The following is a 17495-nucleotide window of genomic DNA, read 5'->3' as shown; positions in this document are numbered from 1 at the left end:
ACACGTTTTGGATTTTTTTCAATTTCAGACACGCTTTCCGCACTCGCTTTTTAAAAATTTTTCTCAAAAAATTTTTAAAAGAGCTCAAACAATGCTACAATCGTGGCTGAAATTCACGGACAGTTTTTCTTTTCAATTTTTAAAATTTTCCAGATTTTTTTTAGGTTCCATAGGAACCAAATGTGTGTAATAAAAAATTTCCGCAAAATAAAAGCGTTCCGCAGGAACGCAATGTCTTAATTACACTTAAAAAATATAGCGTTCCTACGGAACGCAACAGCAAAACGCAAAATGATTTCATACACATTACGTTCCTTCGGAACGATTTTTAAATTGAAAAATATTAATAATATTCAAAACTTTGGAAACAATTTACACTCGCTCCAAAAAAAACAATCTATCGCTCCTACGGAGCTCAAAAAAATCTCCACAAAATTTTTCTACAAACCTTTTGTTCCTATGGAACAATCTTTCCAGAAGTGAAACTTCTCAAAAATTTTAAACAAACCTTGTCAACTTTGTGACAAACTTGGAAAACTTCGTGTTACAAAAACTTTACGAAAAACTTTACCCTATTACGTAAAACAAATTCCGTAAATTTGCAAATCTCGTAACCCGAATCTCGCAACTCGAAACAATTATCAAATGAACAACTATACCGAATTCAACTTCAAAATACAACCGCTAGAACCTTGGAACGAAATCTTAATGGCAGAACTTATTGAAATAGGTTTTGACAGTTTTACCGAAGAATTAGAAGGCATTTTAGCATATATTCCAACGGATTTGGTAAACGAAGAGAATTTCAAAACCCTAGAAATTTTCAACAATGAACTTGTAAAAATTTCTTACACTTTCCAAGAAATGCCGAACATCAACTGGAACGAAGAATGGGAAAAAAACTTCTCTCCAATTAATGTAGAAGACAAAGTCTTAATTCGTGCAGAATTTCACGAGCCAAACCCTGCGATGGAAGAAATCATTATTCAGCCGAAAATGTCTTTCGGAACGGGGCATCATCCTACCACACATTTAATGATTCAGCAAATGCTGGAAATGGATTTCAAAGACAAAAAAGTTTTGGATATGGGTTGCGGTACATCCGTTTTAGCGATTTATGCCAAAATGAAAGGTGCAAAAGATGTTTTGGCGATTGACATTGACGAATGGTCGGTTGAAAATTCCAAAGAAAACGCTGAGAGAAACAATGTGGAACTTAGAATTGAACTGGGAACTGCTGAAAATTTAGGCAAAGAAAAATTTGACATTATCTTAGCAAATATCAACAGAAATATCTTGATTTCAGACATCCCAACTTACGTAAAAGACATGAATGAAGGCAGCGAATTATTGCTTTCTGGCTTATGTTTCTTTGATGTAGATGATATTCTAGAAGTTTGCACAGAACAAGGTCTAAAACTCAAAAACAAACAACAGCGAGAAGAATGGTGCAGCTTGCTTTTGGAGAAATAAATTTTTAGAAAAACGCTCAAATGAATTTGAGCGTTTTTTTATTTCCACATCATGTTCAAAATCATTAAATTTGCGTCTTTACAAAAACATATATAGAAAGCATTATCAATATGACTTCACAAGAAATACGCCAACAGTTTTTAGATTTTTTCAAAAGCAAAGGACACTTAATTGTTCCTTCTGCTCCAATTGTGCTGAAAGATGACCCTACTCTAATGTTTTCCAACTCTGGAATGACACAGTTTAAGGACTATTTCCTTGGTTACAAAGAACCAAAAGCACCTAGAATTGCCGATACTCAAAAATGTTTGAGAGTTTCTGGAAAACACAATGATTTGGACGATGTAGGTCGTGATACATATCACCACACCATGTTTGAAATGTTGGGAAATTGGAGTTTTGGAGATTATTTCAAAAAAGAAGCCATCGATTTTGCTTGGGAATTACTGACAGAAGTTTATAAAATTCCAAAAGAAAATCTATATGTAACCATTTTTGAGGGAGACGCTTCAGAAAATTTAGAGCGCGACCAAGCTGCTTATGATTTCTGGAAAGCTCACATTTCAGAAGATAGAATCATCAACGGAAACAAGAAAGATAATTTCTGGGAAATGGGCGAATCTGGACCTTGTGGACCTTGTTCAGAAATTCACGTAGACCTACGTTCTGACGAAGAAAAAGCAAAAACTCCGGGAGTTCTACTGATTAACCAAGATCATCCTCAAGTTGTAGAAATTTGGAATAACGTATTCATGGAGTTCAACAGAAAAGCTGATGGAACTCTAGAAAAACTTCCTGCGCAACATGTAGATACAGGAATGGGATTTGAGAGACTTTGTATGGCGTTGCAAGGTAAAAAATCTAATTATGATACCGATGTTTTCACTCCGCTGATTGCAAAAGTAGAAGAACTTTCTGGCAAAAAATATGAAGGAATTTTAGAAAACGAAAAAGATATTGCAATTAGAGTTGTGGTAGACCATATTCGTGCGGTTGCTTTTGCCATTGCAGACGGTCAATTGCCTTCTAATGGTGGTGCTGGTTACGTAATTCGTAGAATTTTGAGACGTGCCATTTCGTATTCTTACCGATTTTTAGATATGAAAGAACCTTTCTTATATGAATTGGTGGCTGTTCTTAAAAATCAAATGGGCGCTTTCTTCCCAGAAATTGTGAAGCAAGAAAAATTGGTGACTGAAGTGATTAAAGAAGAAGAAAATTCTTTCTTAAAAACCATCGAACACGGTTTGGTTCGTCTAGATCACATTATCAAAGACGCCATTGCTAAAAACGAAAAAGTATTACCAGGAACTGAAGTTTTTGAACTTTACGATACTTACGGTTTCCCAGCCGATTTATCTAGAATTATTGCCGAAGAAAAGCAATTAACTGTAGATGAAAAAGGCTTCGATGAAGAAATGGAAAAACAAAAACAACGTTCTAAAAAATCATCGGCGCAAAAAGTTTATGACTGGGTAATTTTAGAAGAAAAACCTGAAACTTTCGTAGGTTATGACCAAACTTCTTCTGAAACTTACATTACAAGATATAGAAAAGTAGAAAATAAAGACGGAGAATTCTTCCAAATTGTACTGAATAAAACGCCTTTCTATCCTGAAGGTGGTGGTCAGGTTGGTGACAAAGGAATTCTTATCCCAAGTTATGCAGAAGGTTTTGACCTTACTAATCCTGCTGCTTTTGACAGAAAAAATTCTACTGAAATTTTAGAAGTTTTAGAAACTAAAAAAGAAAATAACCTCATCATTTCTTTGGTGAAAGAATTGCCAAAAGATGCAGGAGCGCTTTTCTACGCAGAAGTAAATACCGCAGACAGAAAAAACACTCAAGCGAATCACTCTGTAACACACTTGTTGCACGAAGCTTTGAGAGACGTTTTAGGAACTCACGTAGAGCAAAAAGGTTCTTATGTAGGTCCAGAATATTTGCGTTTTGACTTCTCGCATTTTTCTAAAATGAATGAAGAAGAATTGGCTTTGGTGGAAGAAAAAGTTAATGCTAAAATCAAGGAAAATATCCCGTTACAAGAATTCAGAAATATCCCGATTCAGGAAGCGCTAGACAAAGGAGCAATGGCACTTTTCGGAGAAAAATATGGTGACAATGTAAGAATGATTCAGTTTGGCAGTTCTAGAGAATTATGTGGTGGGACTCACGTAAAATCTACTGGCGAAATTGGGCATTTCAAATTGGTTGCAGAAAGTTCTACTGCTGCTGGAATTAGAAGAATAGAAGCGATTTCTGGTGATAAAGCAACGGAATATTTCAAAAATTTAGAAAACCAACTGAAAGAAGTTTCTGCTTTGTTAAAATCTAAAGATTTAGTAAAATCTATCGAAAAATTATTAGAAGAAAATACTGCACTAAAATCTGAAGTTGAAGCTTTGAAAAAAGAAAAAGCAAAAGGCGAAATTAACGATTGGAAAAACGCTTTCGTACAAAAAGGCGACAAGCAATTATTGGTAAAACGAACTTCTCTTGACGCTGGTTCTGTAAAAGATATTGTCTTCCAATTGAAAAAAGAAATTCCAAATTCTGTAACGATTGTGATTTCTGACGCAGGCGAAAAACCAATGATTACTGTAGGAGTTTCTGCAGATTTAGAAGCAAATTATCATGCTGGAAACATCGTAAAAGAACTCGCAAAAGAAATTCAAGGTGGTGGTGGTGGAAACCCAGGTTTCGCAACTGCCGGTGGAAAAAATCTTGCAGGAATTGAAAATGCTTTGAATAAAGCAATGGAAATTTAATTTTACGAAAATTTAAAATATTTTAACCCTTTCAAGAAAATTGAGAGGGTTTTTTAATAAAAATTTGTGATTTCATGTGCGTTTGTGTAACATTTTAATCCATAGTTTTGTCTTATTAGAAAAAACCAAATGAAACAAACTTTATCGGCGCTATTTCTCTTTTTTTTACTTTATATTTTTCTCAAAATCAACTTCAAGTTATCAATGTTAAAAATCAAAAAGCGGTCTACAATGCTGCCGTATATTGTGATGATGATTTACTAGGAAAAACTGATGCAAATGGGAAATTAACCTTCAAAACCAAATGTAAAAAAGTAGAAATTTTTGCCAATAATTTTGAAGATAAAGAAGTGAGCGTACAAAAAGAGATGAAAGTTTCTTTGACGCCAAGTAAAGAAAAAACGGGAAACATAGACAAAGTTATTCTCACCGATAAAAGTGACGCAAAAGCTCTGAAAATTCTAGACGAATTCAATAAAAATTACAAAAAAAACAGTCCACAAGCGTTAGATTCTTATCATTTCAAATCATACAGTAAAATTTCGATTGATGTAGACCAAGATTCTATCGCAGATTATCAAAATTTTCTCGCCAAAAGAACAGATTCTTTGGCAAAAATTGAGAAAAGAACGTTCAAACAAAAAGACAAAGAAAAGAAAGATTCACTTCTGGGCGAAGATTTCGTAAATGCAACCAAGGAAAGTCAGTTTTTTCTTTGGGAAAAAGCTACAGAACATCAATTTTCTCAAAAATACGGCGACAAAACCAATATTTTAGACAGCAGAATGTCTGGTTTCCCAAATCCAATTTATGAAGCTTTGGCATTGAATATTTCTTATCTCAATCGTATTCCGAGGCAGTTAAGCCCAGAAAATCGCAACATTTATCGTTATTATCTTTCAGACACTATTGAAATTGACAATAGAAAAACTTATGTGATTAAATTCAAAGAAATCACCAATAAATTGAAGCAAAATCCGAGAAAATACAATGGTAAAATTTACATTGACGCAGAAAATTATGCCTTAAAAAAACTGGAAACCAGCAGTAAAAAACGAAACGAAGGAAGCGGAACCATCATTTGGAAACCGATTAACAATAAATGGTTTTTGGTTTCTGAAAACCTGAAAGTAAAAATGGGCGACTCTCGTTTTGAAACAGCCAAAAAAGACAGTGTGAAAAAAGACGAAAAGCAAAAGTTCAAAACCAAAAAATTTGGTAATTTTCTGTATGTCAAAAACCAATATTTTGATTTTGAAACCAATATTACTCAACAAAAAAGTGATTTTTCTGGCTATTCTTTAGAAGTAAAAAACGCAGATGGAAGCTTGCTTTCTCAATACAGAACCGATTCTTTATCTGCTAGAGAAAGTGCAACGTATCAAAAAATAGACACTTTAGTCAAAAAAGCAGATGTTGAAAAAAGAGTGAGCCTCATCACCAATTTATTGAAGGGAAATATCCGCTATAAAATGCTGGATTTCGACCTTACCAAAATTTTTAATTACGATAAATATCAAGGTGTAAGATTGGGAGCTGGCGCAAAACTCAACGAAAAATTTTCTAAAACTTTTTCGCCGGATGCTTATTTCGGCTTTGGTTTTAGAGACCACACTTGGAAATATGGCGCAGGTTTAGATGTGAAACTTTCAGAAAAAAGAACTTCTATTTTCAGAGTAGATTATTCTGATGATATTTTTGCGGCTGGAAGAATCAACAAAACTTTTTGGGACAGTTCCATGAAATTCAATGAATTGAACATGGATATTTACAATGACCATTTTTACAGAAATCAGCAATTTGGAGCCTCGTTTTTGTATGATGTAAGCAATTCTTTGAGTGCAAAATTGGCTTTAACCCGAGAAAAACAAAATGCGTTGTTTGATTATCAATACCAAAACTTCGCCAATGATTTTCAGAATTTCAGCGCTACTCTATCTCTAAAATATGCGCCAAAAGATAAAAATTTGATGACTCCTTCAGGAAAATTGACGTATCAAAAAGGTTATCCTCAGTTTTATGTGAATTTCGAAAAAGGTTTTGAAATTATGGGCGGAAAATTAGATTACAATCGTTTAGATGCTTTTGCGATTCATCAATTCAAGTCTAAAATCGGAACTTCTCAAATTAAAATTTCTGGAGGTATTTCTTCGGGAAGCGCTCCTATTTGGAAGAATTTTGAAATTGTAGGAGACCTCAATGCTTTTTCTACAAGTCTTTTTTCTAAAATCAATACGCCATCTACTTTTAGTTTTGTGACGATGCCATCTGGAAGTTTTTATGTAGATCAATTTGCTGCGCTTCATTTTTCTCAAGAATTGCCATTTCAATTTAAGACCTTCGGAAATAGAGTTTCTACGATAAAATTAGCATATCATTCAGCGATTGGTGGCTTTAAAAATCCTGAAAACCATCAGTTTGATTTTAAAGTTTTAGACCATCCTTATCAAGAAGTTGGTGCAGTTTGGAACCGATTTTTAGGAAGAGGATTTGATGTAGGCTTTTTCTACCGATTAGGATATTATCAAACTTCAGAATTTAAAGATAATTACGGAATTCAGATTAAATTAAGTGGTTTTTAGAGAAAAACAGGTTCAATAATCATTTCCACATTCCAAGTTTTAGCTTTCGGGCGTTTCTTTCTGCTTGAGTGAATTTTTCTACATATTTCACATTCGGTGGAAAAGTAGAAACTACGGCGTAACCTTTTTCTACCAAATATTGGTTCAAAAAGATGCCATTTTCGAGGTAAACATAAGCTAAAACTCTGCCGTATCTGTCTGTTTTTTGAACATCAAAAGTCAGTTTCACCTTTTTATTTCTCAAAAGTTGAGTAACAAAAATTTTAGCTTCGGTTCCGAAGTATTCTTTACGAACTTTCACACCTAAGTTTCTAGTTTCTGGCGCATCAATACCTATTAATCTGATTTTATATTTTTCTGATGATGAAGTAGTGACGTAAAAAGTATCGCCATCTGTAATTTTAGAAACTTTGTACCAAGTATTTTCTTGTAATTGAGCTTGAGCAAAGAAAAACAGAAAAGTAAAAAGGAAAATGAGTTGGTTTTTCATTCCACAAAACTAGAAATTTTAAAAATAAAAACAGTGGCATACAATCTAAATAAAACCTTATTTTTGCACATCTAAAGATTTTAGTTTTGATTACAACAGACCAACTTAAAGATACACAAAAACGCATCGAAGATTTGCATAAATTTCTTCAAATTGAAAAGAAGAAACTTGAAATCATCAACGATGACGAAAAAACGGCTGCTCCAGAATTTTGGGACAACCCGAAAGAAGCGGAAGGTTTTCTAAAACAACTGCGTTCTAAGAAAAAATGGGTGGAAGATTATGAAGAAATTCATACGCAATTTGAAGATTTGCAAGTTTTGGTAGAATTTGCCAAAGAAGATGCTGATTCTGAAAAAGAATTAGACGAACAATTCCCTCAATTGGTTGAAAAAATAGAAAATCTAGAGTTCAAAAACATGTTGTCTAATGAAGGTGATGAACTTTCTGCCGTTTTGCAAATTACAGCAGGAGCTGGTGGAACAGAATCGTGTGATTGGGCTTCTATGCTCATGAGAATGTATCAAATGTGGAGCGAAAAACAAGGCTATAAAATCCGTGAACTGAACTATCAAGAAGGTGATGTTGCCGGTGTAAAAACTGTAACTTTAGAAATTGACGGAGAATATGCTTTTGGTTATCTGAAAGGCGAAAACGGAGTTCACAGATTGGTGAGAATTTCACCGTTTGATAGCAACGCAAAACGTCATACAAGTTTTGTTTCGGTGTATGTTTATCCTTTGGTAGATGATTCTATAGAAATTAATATTAATCCTGCAGATATTAGTTTTGAAACCATGAGAGCTTCTGGAGCTGGTGGACAAAACGTAAACAAAGTAGAAACTGCAGTTCGTCTTCGTCACGCTCCTACTGGAATTATTATTGAAAATTCTGAATCTCGGTCTCAGCTTCAAAATAAGGAAAAAGCAATGCAACTTTTAAAATCTCGTCTCTATGAAATGGAATTGGAAGAAAGAATGAAAGCTAGAAACGAAATCGAAGCCAATAAAATGAAAATTGAATGGGGAAGCCAAATTAGAAACTATGTGATGCATCCTTATAAATTGGTGAAAGATGTGCGTTCTGGTTATGAAACTTCTGATGTAGACGGCGTAATGAACGGTAATTTAACTCCTTTCCTCAAAGCGTTTTTAATGAACGAAGGAACAGCGGTTTCTGATGATGATTTTGATTTATAACATTTCTTCTGAAAAACAATGGTTTGTGAGAATTATTTTCTAATTTAGTAACAAATTAAAGAAAGATGAAAAAATTGTATTTACCATTATTGTTAGCAATTTCATTTGTTTCTAAAGGTCAAATTTTAGATTCTACTAAGAATGAAACATTTATTCAAGAAAAAACTAAAATAAACTTTAGTTATATCTCGCCATTTAAGGCGCTTCCAAAAAACAATTCTGTAAAAACTTTCAATCAAAATATTGATAAATCACTTATCTTTCCGTCTTATTATACCCAAAAAGTTGATAATGACATTCAGAAGAATTTAAGTCAACTTAATTCAAGATTTACCGTTAATCCTTATCAAATTCCAAAAACCATTACCAATCCTAATGGTGTTGCAACGCCCAAACAAGCTATTATTTCGGGATTATTAAAAGGAATGACTAGATAAAAAAAAGAAGTTTAAATTGTTAAACTTCCTTTTTCTTTGAAAAAAATATTTGTTTGATGAGCGGAATATTTGCCAAAATAATAATTCCCCAAATCATTAAATCTAAATTATCTTTTACCCATTGTATTTTCCCTAAGTTGTAGCCTAGTAATCCTATTACACCTACCCAAAGAAATGCTCCAATCATACTAAAACTTAGAAAAGTAGAATATTTCACTTTGGTAGAGCCACATAAAAATGGAACGATTGTTCTAATTACGGGAACAAATCGGGCAATGATGATAGAGTTTTTTCCGTTTTTATCAAAAAAATCTTTGGCTTTTTCTAGATGTTTTTTCTTAATGAAAAAATCTTTTTCGCTATTCATGATATAATCACCAAAACGTTTTCCCACGTAATAGTTTAAATTATCACCTAAAATCGCCGCGAAAATAAGCAAGGGAATCACCAAATAAATATTAAGAGAACCTTCTTGAGCCAATAAACCAATGGTAAATATCAATGCATCACCAGGTAAAAATGGCATGAGAAAAGAAGCAATGATAAGACCTGTTTCCGCAAAAATGATTAAGAACAAGAAAACATACACCCAATTATGATACTTTTCGATAATCGCTAAAAGTACCTGATCAGGCTTGGAAACAAAATCTAAGAGGAAACTCCAAATGCTTTCTAACATCTATGCTATTTTCTTTTAATTGCTTTAAAGATAATAGGTAAAACTGAAATAAACACAATTCCTAAAACAAATTTTTCAAAATTTAATTTCACCCACTCAATATTTCCTAGAAAATATCCTAGCAAAGTAATAGAACTCACCCAAATAAAAGCACCTGTAATACAGTATAATAAATAAGTTCTGTACTTCATTTCTCCCGCTCCTGCTACGAAAGGAGCAATGGTTCTTACAATTGGGATAAATCTTGCTAGAATAACTGTTTTCCCGCCATTTTCTGCAAAATATTTTTCAGTGTCTTCTATGTGAGATTTCTTTAAAAATAAAATTCTTTCTTTAGACTGAATAAAATCCCCAAACTTTTTCCCGATAAAATAATTCAAGTTATCTCCTAAAAGTGCTGCTAAAATCAATAACGGTATAATCGTATAAATGTCTATTTGACCTGTTGTAGAAGCAATTAAACCCACTGCAAAAAGCAGAGAATCTCCAGGTAAAAATGGCATTACTACCACACCAGTTTCTACGAAAATCACTAAAAATAAAAATAAGTAAATATAAATGCCATAGTCTCTAATAATTTCGGTAAGCACTAATAAGGGATTTCCTAAAAAATCTAGGATAAATTGTAATAATTCCATTCAGTTAATTTATATGACGACAAAGATAATATTTAAAAACAAAAACATCTGTTAAAGAATTCTAAAAAAATCAACAAAATGCCATTAAAAAAGCTTAACTTATTTTTGTAATTTTACAAAATGATTTCTCAAAAGACCATAGATAAAATTTTCTCTACGATTCGAGTAGAAGAAATTATCGGCGAATATGTTCAGTTAAAACGTGCAGGCTCTAATTTCAAGGGCTTGAGTCCGTTTCATGAAGAAAAAACGCCGAGTTTTGTGGTTTCTCCCAGCAAACAAATTTGGAAGGACTTCTCCTCTGGAAAAGGTGGAACTGCCATAACTTTCCTCATGGAAATAGAAGGATTTACCTATCCTGAAGCGCTGAGACATGCTGCCAAAAAGTACGGCATAGAAATAGAAGAAGACCAGGTAGAATATTCTGAAGAGCAGAAAAAAGCCCAATCTGAAAGAGAAATTCTCTACAAAATTCATGAAGTTGCCAATACTTTTTTCCAAGAAAATCTTTGGGAAACCGAAGAAGGAAAAACCATTGCGCTCTCATATTTCAAGGAACGTGAACTGCATGATGACATCATCAAAAAATTTCAATTAGGCTATTCTCCAGAAAAGAAAAATGCTTTTACAGAATACGCTTTAGCAAAAGGTTATGAAAAAGAAATTTTAGAAAAATCTGGAATTTCAATTTTTCCAGAAAATTCACCATCAGGAATTGACCGATTTCGTGAACGTGTGATTTTTCCAATACATAGTTTTTCGGGAAGAGTTTTAGGTTTCGGAGCCAGAATTTTGAAATCAAATGTAAAAACTGCCAAATATCTCAATTCGCCAGAAACCGAAATTTACCATAAATCTAACGTTCTCTATGGTTTAAACCAAAGCAAACAAGCCATTTCCAGAGAAAATTTGTGTTTATTGGTAGAAGGTTATATGGACGTGATTTCGCTTCACCAAAGCGGAATAGAAAACGTAGTTGCAAGTTCGGGAACGGCGCTTACAACGGAACAAATTAAACTCATCAAACGTCTCACCGAAAACGTAACCATACTTTTTGACGGAGATGCTGCAGGAATTAAAGCCAGTTTCAGAAGTATAGACATGTTGCTTTCTGAGGGAATGAATATTCGTGTGGTATTATTTCCTGATGGCGATGACCCAGACAGTTTTGCCAGAAAAAATCCTAGAGATTTTGTAGAAGATTTCATTAAAAATCAAGCGAAAGATTTTATTGATTTCAAAGCCGAAATTCTTTTAAAAGAAGCCAATAACGACCCTATCAAGAAAGCGGAAGCCATAAGAGATATTGTAAAATCTATTGGTTTCGTTTCTAATGCTTTAAAACAAGAGGTTTACCTAAAACAAGTTTCTACCCAATTTGGACTTTCGGAGCAATCGCTTTTTAATGAACTTGGCGTTCAGAAACAAGTGGTTCAACAGCAAAAACCAGCTGAAAAAAGAGAGGCAAATGTTGTAAAACTTGAAAAAGTTCAAGAATTTACAGGGACCATCAATCCTCTTTTGGTTTTAGAAGAAAAATTGGTAGAACTCATGTTGAAATTTGGCCAATTTAAACTGTTCAGAAAAACACCAGACAACGAAAATTACGAAACCACAGTTATTGAAGAAATCATCAATCATTTAGAAGAAGACCAATATCAACCGATTTCTCCTTTGAATCAAAGGATTATTGAAGAAATAAAGTTGGGAATCCAGCAAAATGAACTTCGTTCTAGTGATTTTTTCAAAACTTTCATGGATGAAGAAGTGGTGACAAAAACTGCAGATGCATTAATTAACGCTCATGAAACCAGCAATTGGGAAAAACACAATATCTACTTCAGCAAAGAAGAAGAATTGGTAGACAAAATTGTAAAAGATGTCATCATAAGACACAAAAGAGAATTTGTAGTAAAAATCATAAACGATTTAAAACAACAAATTTCAGAGGAAAATTCAGCAGAAACTTATTTAAAAATCATTAACCTCACAAAACTCAAAAACAAAATAGACGAAAATTTATTTAGAATTTTGTGACACTTTGGCTAAATTTGTAAAAAGGAACAGACTTTGAATAAAAAGAAGTATGAAGAAAATACAAATACATCAAAATGCAATCGCTCAACTTTGTAAAAAATACAATGTTGAAAAATTATATGTATTTGGTTCTATTCTTACAGAAAAATTTAATGACAATAGTGATATAGATTTTATCGTAAAATTCCATCAATTAGATTTATCAAAATATGCAGACAATTATTTTGATTTAAAATTTTCATTAGAAGAAATATTGAAAAGAGAAATAGATCTATTGGAAGAAAAATCCATTAAAAACCCACATTTTCTTGAAGTAGTTAATCATCAAAAGCAGTTAATATATGGATAAGGAAATACAAGTTTGGCTCTTTGATATTCTAAATTCAATTTTAGAAATTGAGAGTTTTGTAGATTTTGAAGAAACCAATTTTCAAGATTATTCTTCAGATGTTAAAACCAAACGTGCAGTAGAAAGAAATTTAGAAATAATAGGAGAAGCAGTAAATAGAATTTCTAAAAAAGATGAAAATTTAGAAATTACTGATAAAAGAAAAATTATAAGTGTAAGAAATAGAATAATTCATGGATATGATCAAATTTCAGATGAATTAATTTGGTCTATTATTACACAGTATTTACCTGTTTTAGAAAAAGAAGTTAAACAATATTTAAACGAATAACAAATTTATGGACATAAAAAAAGAATTCAGAGATTTCTCTGTAAAACATTTAGGAAATAGCGGATTAGCAACTGACCAATACATGGGAATTTTTAACCCAACCAATCTTACACCTTACATCATGGAAGAACGTAGAATGAACGTAGCTCAAATGGACGTTTTCTCTCGTCTCATGATGGATAGAATTATCTTCTTAGGAACTGGGATTGATGACCAAGTTGCCAATATTGTAACCGCTCAATTATTATTTTTAGAAAGTTCAGACCCTTCTAAAGACATTCAAATTTACATCAATTCTCCTGGTGGTAGCGTTTATGCGGGTTTAGGAATTTATGACACCATGCAAATCATTAAACCAGATGTAGCTACTATTTGTACAGGTATGGCTGCAAGTATGGGCGCTGTTTTATTAGTTGCTGGTGAAAAAGGAAAACGTTCTGCGCTTAAACATTCTAGAGTGATGATTCACCAACCAAGTGGTGGCGCTCAAGGTGTGGCAAGTGATATGGAAATCAACCTAAGAGAGATGCTAAAGCTTAAAAAAGAGTTGTATGACATTATTTCTGCACATTCTGGTCAGTCTTACGATTGGGTAGAAAAAGCATCAGACCGTGATTATTGGATGACTTCTTACGAAGCCAAAGAATACGGAATGGTAGACGAAGTTTTAGAGAAAAAATAAAATTTTCTAGAAATTTTTAAAATATAGAGAACGTGCTTTTTAGTGCGTTCTTTTTATTTTTTTATGGCAATTTTTGCAAATTTATCCTTGCAAAATCCTTTTCAAAAATTTGCAAAACCAGGCTGTCCGTTGCAATTCCTCGCCTCGTCTTTCAGACGAGACTGCGGGATTTACACTTCCATCCTTATTGCAAGACTTCGTTACAAATTCACTATTTTTACCAAAAATTTAAGATTTTAACCAAAATGAAAGTTATCCAAATAAAAGCCAAAGATTTTTTTGAATTTATAAAACTGAAAGACACTTCTATGTGGGAAATTTTCTCCCAAATGATAGACGGAGAAGAAAAAGAAATCATCTTTTTAGACGAAGAAGAAAAAATACTTTTCAATTACATTCTTCCCCAAAATTTAGAAAAATTAGAAGAAGACCGAAAAACCTTTGCTAAAGAATACGCAGATAAAATCTCTAATTTGAATTAATGGAAACCTATTTTGTAAAATACTCTTCGAAAAAAATTATTCATTATTATTTACAAGTACTTGTATATTGTTTTCCATTTTACATAATGAGTATTGTAGAAACTACTATAAAATATAAACCGGCAGTAATTGTAAGCAGGTATATTAGTATATTTTATATCGCCTTAGTATTAATATTTTTTATTAAAGATTTTTTTACTTACAGAAACAGTTTTTTTCTAAAACTAGACCAAGAAAACCTTCAAATTAATAAAGAAATTATAGATAGAAAAACAATAAACTCCATATCCTTATTTCATAAATTAGCTAGTTACACCTATTTTTTTGTGGCTCATCCAGAAAAGAAAACGTACAAAAAACACTATCTGAATATCCATTTTGATAATGAAAATAAACTATTCGATTTAAACAATATGTATTTAGAAACTGATTATTTGGAAATTTTTAAAATACTTGAAAAAAATTTAAATAATAATTCTCTAAATTCGTGAAAACTATAGGTTATAATCTTGAACAAATCCAATTTATATTTATGAAAAAACTGTTTACTTTATTGGCATTAGGAACTTTAATGTTCAGCAATGCTCAATCTTACAAAAAACCTTTGGTTTCTGCTATTACAGAAAAAGATTTAAGAACAGACATGTACCAAATGGCGGCAGACCAATTCTGGGGAAGAGAAGCCGGAACTTTAGACGAACTGAAAGTTTCGATGTGGTTTGCCGACAAAATGAAAGCTACTGGGATGAAACCAGCTGGTGACAACGGAACTTTTTTTCAGTTTTTTGACATGTATCGTCATCAGGTTTCACCGCAGAGTTCTGTAAAAATTGGTGATAAGACCCTCAAAATCTGGAAAGATATTTTGGTGCAAGATGTTACTGATAACAACTTCACCGCTCCAGTTTTATTTTTAGGAAAAATAGAACCTCAAGATTTAGCTTCAAAAAATATCGCAGGAAAAGTAGTTGCTCTGAAAGCTTCAGACCTCAACATTTCTAAAGAAATGACGCTTTTTGAAAGAAGATATCCTGGATTTATCAGAACAAAATATTACAAAACCATTTCTCAATTAGGCGCAAAAGGAATTATCTTCATCACAGATGATATTTCAGATAAAAGCTGGGTAGAAGTTTTACCACAAATGACCAGAGGAACTTACGGCGTGGAAGGATCGAGAGAAAAAGTAGATGTAGGAATTCCCGTTTTTTGGATTAAACAAGAAAACGAAAATTGGGTAAAAAACAATCCTGAAATTTCTTTAAATATTCAGACCGAAACGTATAAATATCCATCCGTAAACATCATTGGAAAAATTGAAGGAACAGACCCTAAATTAAAAAAAGAATATGTTCTTTTGAGCGGACACCAAGATCATGATGGCATTCGTCATCCTATAAAAAATGACACGATTTATAATGGAGCAGATGATAATGCAAGTACTTGTGTAGCGATGTTGGCAATGGCAAGAGCTTATAAAAAACAACCATCTAAACGCAGTATTTTATTCGTGATTCATGGCGCTGAAGAAAGAGGATTGCTAGGTTCTCGTTGGCATGCTGCACATCCAGTTGTCCCAAAAGAAAGTATTGTTGCTGTGCTAAACGGAGATATGATTGGTAGAAATGATAATAATGAAGCAGCACTTCTTGGTGGTGAAGCTCCTCATAAAAATTCTGAAGAATTGGTAAAAATGGCTCTTGACGCAAATAACGAAAGTACGAAATTCAAATTTTTGAAAGCTTGGGATTTGCCAGAACATCCAGAATATTTTTACTTTAGAAGTGATCATCTTCCTTATGCAAAAGCTGGAATTCCTGCACTATTTTTCACCAGCGTTCTGCACCATCAATATCACACTCCACAAGATGAATCCGAAAATATTAATTTCAAAAAATTATATAAAATGACGGAATGGATGTACAGAACTTCTTGGAAAGTAGCCAATGAACCAGAAAGACCAAAATTAATTCCAGATTTTAAACTAGAAAGATAATTTCTGAATGGGAGAGTTGTAGAGTGAGAGAGTTGTAGAGTTTCAAACTAAAGATAATTTTAATGGCAATTATTAAATATCACACTGATCTTATAGTCTATCAAAAGTCTTTTGAGGTTGCTATGGAAATTTATAAAATTTCTTTCCAATTTCCGAGTGAAGAAAAATATTCATTAACTGATCAAATTAGACGCTCTTCTCGTTCTGTTTCCGCAAATATTTCTGAAGCTTGGGGAAAAAGAAGATACCCTAAATCATTTGTCTCAAAATTAACAGATGCAGAAGGAGAAGCAAGAGAAACCCAAACTTGGTTAGAATTTTCTTATCAGTGTAATTATATTGAAGAAGAAAAGTTCAAATATTTTAATGAAAAGTATGATGAAATCATTGCATTGCTCATTTATATGATTAATAATGTAGAAAAATGGACAAATTTTAATTCAAAAGAATAAAAACTCTACAACTCTCCCATTCTCCAACTTTATAACTCTCCCACTAAATTCTTCGTTTCAGCTACATCATGAACTCTCAAAATTTTTGCACCTTTTTCTAAAACTTTTCGGTGAAGCTTTTGGGTTTCTTCGCCAATCTCAAGCGGTTTTTTATTCAGAGGTTTATAGATGAAAGATTTTCTGGAAATCCCTATCAAAAGAGGAAATCTTCCAAAACCTAAATGTTCTACTTCTTCAATCATTTTATACTGATCTTCCACCGTTTTTCCAAAACCAAAACCTGGATCTAAAACAATATCATAAATTCCCAATTTCTGCAACTGATTTATTTTTTCTGAAAAATAATAATTCACACTCATGGTAATATCATCGTAGTGAATTTTTTCGTGCATGGTAGAATACGAAGTATTGCTGTGCATCAAAATATAGGGAAGTTTGGTTTCGGCAACTGTTGGCAATAAATTTTCATCAAAATAGCCTCCCGAAATATCATTCACCACATCCATTCCTTCGTTATATCCAAATTTTACTACGTCTGCATAGAAAGTGTCAATAGAAATCAAAGCTTCTGGAAATTCTTTTTTGATTAAAGAAATTACATTCCCTATTCTTCTAATTTCTTCTTCTGCAGAGAGATATTCCGCATTCGGACGAGTAGATTGCGCTCCAATATCTATAAAATCTGCTCCATCATTAAGCAATTTTTCGGCATGAAGAAGTGCTGATTTTTCATTGTTAAACTTTCCTCCATCCGAAAAAGAATCTGGAGTAAGATTAAGAATTCCCATAATTTTGGGAGTGTTTAAATCTACTAATCTGCCATTGCAATTGATAGAAAAATTATTACGTTGAATGCTTGATGCAGGAATATTCATTTTGCAAATTTATAGAATTTCTTGG

General features: G+C 32.7%; 17 protein-coding genes. 13 read left to right on the top strand and 4 right to left on the bottom strand.

The window, feature by feature from the left end; all coding sequences use genetic code 11:
• The first annotated feature begins 645 nt into the window (after positions 1–645).
• From prmA to KKQ76_RS02355, 3 genes are all read left to right on the top strand, one after another.
• A complete protein-coding gene (prmA, locus tag KKQ76_RS02365; RefSeq protein ID WP_213195659.1) occupies positions 646–1473 on the top strand; it encodes a 50S ribosomal protein L11 methyltransferase in 828 nt (275 codons plus the stop codon).
• 110 nt (positions 1474–1583) lie between these two features.
• Positions 1584–4241 carry an alanine--tRNA ligase gene (gene alaS, locus KKQ76_RS02360; protein WP_213195658.1) on the top strand — a complete coding sequence of 886 codons (2658 nt, stop codon included), beginning with the start codon at positions 1584–1586 and terminating at the stop codon, positions 4239–4241.
• Positions 4242–4591: 350 nt separating this feature from the next.
• Positions 4592–6823 (top strand): DUF5686 family protein, encoded by a 2232-nt coding sequence (locus KKQ76_RS02355; RefSeq protein WP_246501317.1) that lies wholly within the window; start codon positions 4592–4594, stop codon positions 6821–6823.
• 19 nt (positions 6824–6842) lie between these two features.
• On the opposite strand, the gene KKQ76_RS02350 is transcribed toward KKQ76_RS02355, so the two are convergent.
• Entirely contained in the window at positions 6843–7313 is a 471-nt protein-coding gene (locus KKQ76_RS02350; RefSeq protein WP_213195657.1) for a thermonuclease family protein, read from the bottom strand.
• Between the two features lie 86 nt (positions 7314–7399).
• Here KKQ76_RS02350 and prfB point away from each other — a divergent pair, with 86 nt between their 5' ends.
• Both prfB and KKQ76_RS02340 read left to right on the top strand, forming a co-directional pair.
• Positions 7400–8512 carry a peptide chain release factor 2 gene (prfB, locus tag KKQ76_RS02345; protein WP_213195656.1) on the top strand — a complete coding sequence of 371 codons (1113 nt, stop codon included), beginning with the start codon at positions 7400–7402 and terminating at the stop codon, positions 8510–8512.
• A 65-nt stretch (positions 8513–8577) separates the two neighbouring features.
• Positions 8578–8949 carry a hypothetical protein gene (locus KKQ76_RS02340; RefSeq protein ID WP_213195655.1) on the top strand — a complete coding sequence of 124 codons (372 nt, stop codon included), beginning with the start codon at positions 8578–8580 and terminating at the stop codon, positions 8947–8949.
• A gap of 19 nt (positions 8950–8968) precedes the next feature.
• On the opposite strand, the gene KKQ76_RS02335 is transcribed toward KKQ76_RS02340, so the two are convergent.
• Both KKQ76_RS02335 and KKQ76_RS02330 read right to left on the bottom strand, forming a co-directional pair.
• Positions 8969–9628, bottom strand: a complete 660-nt coding sequence (locus KKQ76_RS02335) for a DedA family protein (RefSeq protein ID WP_213195654.1) — start codon at positions 9626–9628, stop codon at positions 8969–8971.
• Between the two features lie 5 nt (positions 9629–9633).
• Positions 9634–10266 carry a VTT domain-containing protein gene (locus KKQ76_RS02330; protein WP_213195653.1) on the bottom strand — a complete coding sequence of 211 codons (633 nt, stop codon included), beginning with the start codon at positions 10264–10266 and terminating at the stop codon, positions 9634–9636.
• A gap of 120 nt (positions 10267–10386) precedes the next feature.
• Here KKQ76_RS02330 and dnaG point away from each other — a divergent pair, with 120 nt between their 5' ends.
• The 8 genes from dnaG (at position 10387) to KKQ76_RS02290 (ending at position 16595) form a co-directional block, all read left to right on the top strand.
• On the top strand, positions 10387–12303 hold the full coding sequence (dnaG, locus tag KKQ76_RS02325; protein ID WP_213195652.1) for a DNA primase: 1917 nt from the start codon (positions 10387–10389) through the stop codon (positions 12301–12303).
• Positions 12304–12352: 49 nt separating this feature from the next.
• Entirely contained in the window at positions 12353–12652 is a 300-nt protein-coding gene (locus KKQ76_RS02320) for a nucleotidyltransferase family protein (protein ID WP_213195651.1), read from the top strand.
• On the top strand, positions 12645–12983 hold the full coding sequence (locus tag KKQ76_RS02315; RefSeq protein ID WP_213195650.1) for a HepT-like ribonuclease domain-containing protein: 339 nt from the start codon (positions 12645–12647) through the stop codon (positions 12981–12983). The genes KKQ76_RS02320 and KKQ76_RS02315 overlap by 8 nt, the downstream gene beginning before the upstream one ends.
• Before the next feature lie 7 nt (positions 12984–12990).
• Positions 12991–13665 (top strand): ATP-dependent Clp endopeptidase proteolytic subunit ClpP, encoded by a 675-nt coding sequence (gene clpP / locus KKQ76_RS02310; protein ID WP_213195649.1) that lies wholly within the window; start codon positions 12991–12993, stop codon positions 13663–13665.
• 245 nt (positions 13666–13910) lie between these two features.
• On the top strand, positions 13911–14147 hold the full coding sequence (locus tag KKQ76_RS02305; protein WP_213195648.1) for a hypothetical protein: 237 nt from the start codon (positions 13911–13913) through the stop codon (positions 14145–14147).
• An 86-nt stretch (positions 14148–14233) separates the two neighbouring features.
• Positions 14234–14638 (top strand): hypothetical protein, encoded by a 405-nt coding sequence (locus tag KKQ76_RS02300; protein WP_213195647.1) that lies wholly within the window; start codon positions 14234–14236, stop codon positions 14636–14638.
• 41 nt (positions 14639–14679) lie between these two features.
• Positions 14680–16143, top strand: a complete 1464-nt coding sequence (locus KKQ76_RS02295) for a M28 family metallopeptidase (protein WP_213195646.1) — start codon at positions 14680–14682, stop codon at positions 16141–16143.
• Between the two features lie 62 nt (positions 16144–16205).
• Positions 16206–16595, top strand: a complete 390-nt coding sequence (locus KKQ76_RS02290) for a four helix bundle protein (protein ID WP_213195645.1) — start codon at positions 16206–16208, stop codon at positions 16593–16595.
• A 29-nt stretch (positions 16596–16624) separates the two neighbouring features.
• On the opposite strand, the gene folP is transcribed toward KKQ76_RS02290, so the two are convergent.
• A complete protein-coding gene (folP, locus tag KKQ76_RS02285; RefSeq protein WP_449508514.1) occupies positions 16625–17470 on the bottom strand; it encodes a dihydropteroate synthase in 846 nt (281 codons plus the stop codon).
• Between the last annotated feature and the right edge of the window lie 25 nt (positions 17471–17495).

This window comes from Cloacibacterium caeni, from assembly GCF_907163105.1.
Lineage (GTDB): Bacteria > Bacteroidota > Bacteroidia > Flavobacteriales > Weeksellaceae > Cloacibacterium > Cloacibacterium caeni_A.
Note: the sequence above shows the minus strand (reverse complement) of the source record. Positions and strands in the feature narration are given on the sequence as shown.

Bases quoted from the DNA above. Each gene is read 5' to 3' on its own strand.
- prmA (WP_213195659.1), top strand. From the start codon at position 646: ATGAACAACTATACCGAATTCAACTTCAAAATACAACCGCTAGAACCT.
- alaS (WP_213195658.1), top strand. From the start codon at position 1,584: ATGACTTCACAAGAAATACGCCAACAGTTTTTAGATTTTTTCAAAAGC.
- KKQ76_RS02350 (WP_213195657.1), bottom strand. From the start codon at position 7,313: ATGAAAAACCAACTCATTTTCCTTTTTACTTTTCTGTTTTTCTTTGCT.
- KKQ76_RS02340 (WP_213195655.1), top strand. From the start codon at position 8,578: ATGAAAAAATTGTATTTACCATTATTGTTAGCAATTTCATTTGTTTCT.
- KKQ76_RS02335 (WP_213195654.1), bottom strand. From the start codon at position 9,628: ATGTTAGAAAGCATTTGGAGTTTCCTCTTAGATTTTGTTTCCAAGCCT.
- KKQ76_RS02330 (WP_213195653.1), bottom strand. From the start codon at position 10,266: ATGGAATTATTACAATTTATCCTAGATTTTTTAGGAAATCCCTTATTA.
- dnaG (WP_213195652.1), top strand. From the start codon at position 10,387: ATGATTTCTCAAAAGACCATAGATAAAATTTTCTCTACGATTCGAGTA.
- KKQ76_RS02320 (WP_213195651.1), top strand. From the start codon at position 12,353: ATGAAGAAAATACAAATACATCAAAATGCAATCGCTCAACTTTGTAAA.
- KKQ76_RS02315 (WP_213195650.1), top strand. From the start codon at position 12,645: ATGGATAAGGAAATACAAGTTTGGCTCTTTGATATTCTAAATTCAATT.
- clpP (WP_213195649.1), top strand. From the start codon at position 12,991: ATGGACATAAAAAAAGAATTCAGAGATTTCTCTGTAAAACATTTAGGA.
- KKQ76_RS02305 (WP_213195648.1), top strand. From the start codon at position 13,911: ATGAAAGTTATCCAAATAAAAGCCAAAGATTTTTTTGAATTTATAAAA.
- KKQ76_RS02300 (WP_213195647.1), top strand. From the start codon at position 14,234: ATGAGTATTGTAGAAACTACTATAAAATATAAACCGGCAGTAATTGTA.
- KKQ76_RS02295 (WP_213195646.1), top strand. From the start codon at position 14,680: ATGAAAAAACTGTTTACTTTATTGGCATTAGGAACTTTAATGTTCAGC.
- KKQ76_RS02290 (WP_213195645.1), top strand. From the start codon at position 16,206: ATGGCAATTATTAAATATCACACTGATCTTATAGTCTATCAAAAGTCT.
- folP (WP_449508514.1), bottom strand. From the start codon at position 17,470: ATGAATATTCCTGCATCAAGCATTCAACGTAATAATTTTTCTATCAAT.